Source organism: Acinetobacter sp. YH12227 (assembly GCF_013417785.1).
Classification (GTDB): Bacteria; Pseudomonadota; Gammaproteobacteria; order Pseudomonadales; family Moraxellaceae; genus Acinetobacter; species Acinetobacter gandensis.
The window spans coordinates 1-3,844 of record NZ_VPDH01000136.1 but is presented as its reverse complement, the minus strand read 5'-3'; the positions used below and the strand labels follow the sequence as shown (position 1 = coordinate 3,844).

Genomic DNA, 3,844 nt, shown 5'->3' with positions numbered 1-3,844 from the left:
ATCCATGCACGTGTAGCAGTTCTTAACAGATTTACGGAATTAGGTCGACCACTTACCCAAGTTACGCCTTAAATTTGGCTCAATTAGGGGCGCTTTGCATTTCAAATCTTTGTGCAACAAAGCCGTGACCCAATAAGAAGGAATAGGATTTATACAATATTTACGGCAAGCATTACCCGAAATGGATCGACAACTTGATAAAGCACAATTAGCACTAGAGCAGATATCAAGTGAAAAAGGTAAAACTTAGAAAAAGAGATAAAAAGACAATTTAATTTTTTGATTATAGTTATTTAAATAAAAGAACAAATAAACACTCCGAAGATGCCGCTGCAAATGTCGTGACCCTGAACCCGATGAGTTCAAGGTGGACGCGACGTACACTCGCTGGGTTTCCCACACAAGGAGGGCATACGCTCAGAATATACAGAACACATCCATAAGTTTAAGTATCGGCAGGGGATTAGACCTAGCTGGCGAACACCTCAGAGATGTGCTCAGTATAACGAATTCAGTGTTTTTGGCAAATCACCAAACGCAGACAAAGCGTTTAAAATGAAGCAATCGGGCAAAGTATAATCACTAAACCACCGATTATTCAGTTAATTCTTCAACTTGTTCTAAAATATTTTGCAACAAAAGTTCGCAATTGGCATATTCCTGCAAGCTCTTATTCATCGACAGCACTTCTTGCATCAACTCAAGCGCGACCATAATGATGAGCTTGCTCGGCTCCATACGTGGTGCCTTACGGCGAAATTCATCGTACTTGTCATTGAGTAGCTGTGCAGCACGTTCTAAATCCGCTTGTTGATCTGACGTGGTTGCAAGACGAAAGCTGTGGCCGAGTACTTTTAAATCTACTGCAATTTGTTCACTCATGCTCATGCTTCCTCATTTGTTTCAGTCGGATGCGCCAATTGCTGGATTTCCTGTGCGTGGTGATCCTGAGCGGTACCTAAAATGGCTAGACGTTGAATAATGGCTTCAACTTTTGCTTTCGCGTGTTCATTTTTTTGCAATAAACGTTCACGTTCTTGCTGCAAACCTTGAATTTCTTGTTGAGCATGACGCTGTTCGTTTTGCATCTTTTCTTTGATGATACGTAGCTCGTTACGTTCTGCCAAAATTTCCTGAAAACGATTTTTTAAATCTGTGCAGCTTTTTTCAAGGCGGCTATAACGATCTGCTAATGCGGTCGCATCAGTATTCAGTTGTTGAAGTTGAGCACGCGAATCAGTCAATTGCTCATTCAGGGTTTCAATTTCTTCTTGTTTCGAGGTGATAATGCCGTTCTTTTGCACAATTTGAGCATGATGCTGTTCATCTGATGAATTTTTTTGATCATTCAGAGCATCATTTTCACTTTCAAATTGCGCAAGTCGCGTTTTTAAAACGCTAATATGCGCCTGGAGACGCTGTAATTCTTCTAACATAACGTAGTCGCACAGTATTGCAAACAAAGGTAATATATACGAAGTATAGAGATTGGATAAACGAATGCAAGACGATATTTCAGGTTGGTCAGATTGGTCCCACAATTTTTCTAAAATTGAAGAAATTTCAAGCCCAAGTGAGTTACATGGATTACTCACAGGTATAGTTTGTGTGTCACAACCACCAAGCCGTGAAGAGTGGCAACAGATATTGGCGACACTCGATGTGCCAGAATTAAACGAAGAAGCGTTAGCTTTGTTAACTGAAGAAGCGGAAGACGTTGCTCACTCTCTTTCAGATGACGAATTAGACTATCTTCCTTTATTGCCAGACGATGAACACCTTTTACCAGAGCGTGTTGAGGCATTAGCGGACTGGTGTGCAGGTGTTGTGTTAGGTTTCGGTTTAGCTTCTGGTCATTTACGTGCCAATGAACAAGAGTTAATCGAACACTTGCAAGATGTGGCAGCGGTTGAGTTTGAAGATTCAGACAATGATGAAGAAGGTGAAGAAAGCTACCAAGAGTTATACGAATTCGTTCGTTTAATTCCTGTGAGTTTGTCTATGGGCCGCACCAAAGTAGCTGTAGATGAAACACCTTTACTACAAGTGGTGAGTAAAAAAGTCTCTGCAGTTGAGGCAAATAATGTGGTAGAAATGTTTACACCAAATCGCCCAAGCTAAGGCATTAATTTTGCTTATATCTGTGTGAGGTATTACGTGGTTTTATACATGCCTCGCATAGATTGACAGATTCATATTCAATTGAATCAAAATTTAAACAATATCAGCCAGCAGGTATAAGAAGTATTTAAATGAAGAAATTAACTCAAGCGGATTTTCAAGAACGTCGTGACATCCTTGCAGGTGAAATGGGACTACGTAGTATTGCAATTATTGCCACGAGCAAAGAAGCCATGCGTAACCGCGACGCAGATTATAAATTTCGAGCTGACAGTAGTTTCTTTTATTTAACAGGTTTTGCAGAACCTGAAGCGGTTGCTGTTATTGAAACTTTTGATACGGAAGAAGAAGGATATAGCTACAGTTTATTCTGCCGCGAACGTGACCGTGAAATGGAAATTTGGAATGGTTATCGTGCGGGTGTAGATGGGGCAGTCGATGATTATGAAGCTGATGAAGCTTATGCAATCGATTTGCTTGATGAAGAAATTTTAGAAAAATTACAAAATAAAGATAAATTATTTTATCGTATTGGTCAGCAAGCTGATTTTGATGCACGCGTTGCTAAATGGATTGCAACTGCAAGCGGTGAATCACGAAAGGGTGCAAGTGCACCTGCGCAGGTGATTCAGCTTGATCGTATTGTTGATGAAATGCGTCTGCACAAATCTGAAGATGAACTTGAAATGATGCAAATCGCATCGGATATTTCAGCAGAAGCACATACACGTGCAATGCAAACCGTTAAACCGGGCATGATGGAATATGCTTTGGAAGCTGAACTGAATTATGTGTTTGGTAAAAATGGCTGTGTGCCGTCTTATAACAGTATTGTTGGCGGCGGTGAAAACGGCTGTATTTTACATTATGTTGAAAACAACAAAGAACTTAAAGATGGTGATTTAGTCTTAATTGATGCGGCTTGTGAATATCAGTTGTATGCGTCCGACATCACTCGTACTTTCCCTGTGAATGGCAAATTCAGTCCTGAACAAAAAGCTTTGTACAATGTGATTTTAGATTCACAAATTGCTGCAATTAATGCAGTTCAAATTGGTAACTCTTATAAAGAACCACATAATGTTGCTGTACGTATTTTGGTTCAAGGTTTGCTTGATCTTGGCATTATGCAAGGCGATATTGACGAGATCATTGAAAAAGAAGCTTACCGTCAGTTTTATATGCATGGTACAGGTCACTGGTTGGGTATGGATGTGCATGATGTCGGTTCATACAAGCAAGACGGTGAATGGCGTGCCTATGAAGAAGGTATGGTCGTGACGGTTGAACCGGGTCTTTATATTGCACCGGATGATGAAACTGTAGATGAAAAATGGCGTGGTATTGGCATTCGTATTGAAGATGATGTGGTAGCGACGAAAAATGGCCCACGTGTATTAACTGCTGCTGTAGTGAAGTCAGTTGAAGATATTGAAGCCTTGATGGCGCAGTAATTCGCAGTGAATAAAAAGCCGGTCAGATGATCGGCTTGTTTTAGAAAGAAAAATAAAAAAATAATGAGAAATTAATGAATATTAAAGAAATTTGGTTAGATAAAAATACACTTTTTTATAAACAATTTGATCAGATCGAAACTAGATCTCTTGCATAAATCAAAAAACAACCAATTTAGTGATTATTTTTCGTACCGATCAATAAGCCATATTCGGTTATCATTGTTGCATGAACTACTCAAAAGTAAAAACATTGCCAAGCCAGCAGT

Annotated in this window: 4 protein-coding genes and 1 other RNA gene; 2 read left to right on the top strand and 3 right to left on the bottom strand. The window is 39.6% G+C overall.

The features are described 5' to 3' along the window. Positions 1-312: 312 nt before the first annotated feature. The 3 genes from ssrS to FTV09_RS17215 all read right to left on the bottom strand — a co-directional run bounded on the left by ssrS (position 313) and on the right by FTV09_RS17215 (position 1,436). Positions 313-495: non-coding RNA, 6S RNA (gene ssrS / locus FTV09_RS17225), on the bottom strand. A gap of 99 nt (positions 496-594) precedes the next feature. After that, positions 595-882 (bottom strand): cell division protein ZapA, encoded by a 288-nt coding sequence (locus FTV09_RS17220; protein ID WP_067766086.1) that lies wholly within the window; start codon positions 880-882, stop codon positions 595-597. A 2-nt stretch (positions 883-884) separates the two neighbouring features. Continuing rightward, on the bottom strand, positions 885-1,436 hold the full coding sequence (locus FTV09_RS17215) for a hypothetical protein (RefSeq protein WP_067766083.1): 552 nt from the start codon (positions 1,434-1,436) through the stop codon (positions 885-887). A gap of 64 nt (positions 1,437-1,500) precedes the next feature. Between FTV09_RS17215 and FTV09_RS17210 the strand changes: the two genes are divergently transcribed. Both FTV09_RS17210 and pepP read left to right on the top strand, forming a co-directional pair. Further along, positions 1,501-2,121 (top strand): UPF0149 family protein, encoded by a 621-nt coding sequence (locus tag FTV09_RS17210; RefSeq protein ID WP_180058968.1) that lies wholly within the window; start codon positions 1,501-1,503, stop codon positions 2,119-2,121. A gap of 131 nt (positions 2,122-2,252) precedes the next feature. Further along, positions 2,253-3,575, top strand: coding sequence for a Xaa-Pro aminopeptidase (pepP, locus tag FTV09_RS17205; protein ID WP_180058967.1), 1,323 nt, complete (start codon positions 2,253-2,255; stop codon positions 3,573-3,575). Positions 3,576-3,844: the final 269 nt, after the last annotated feature.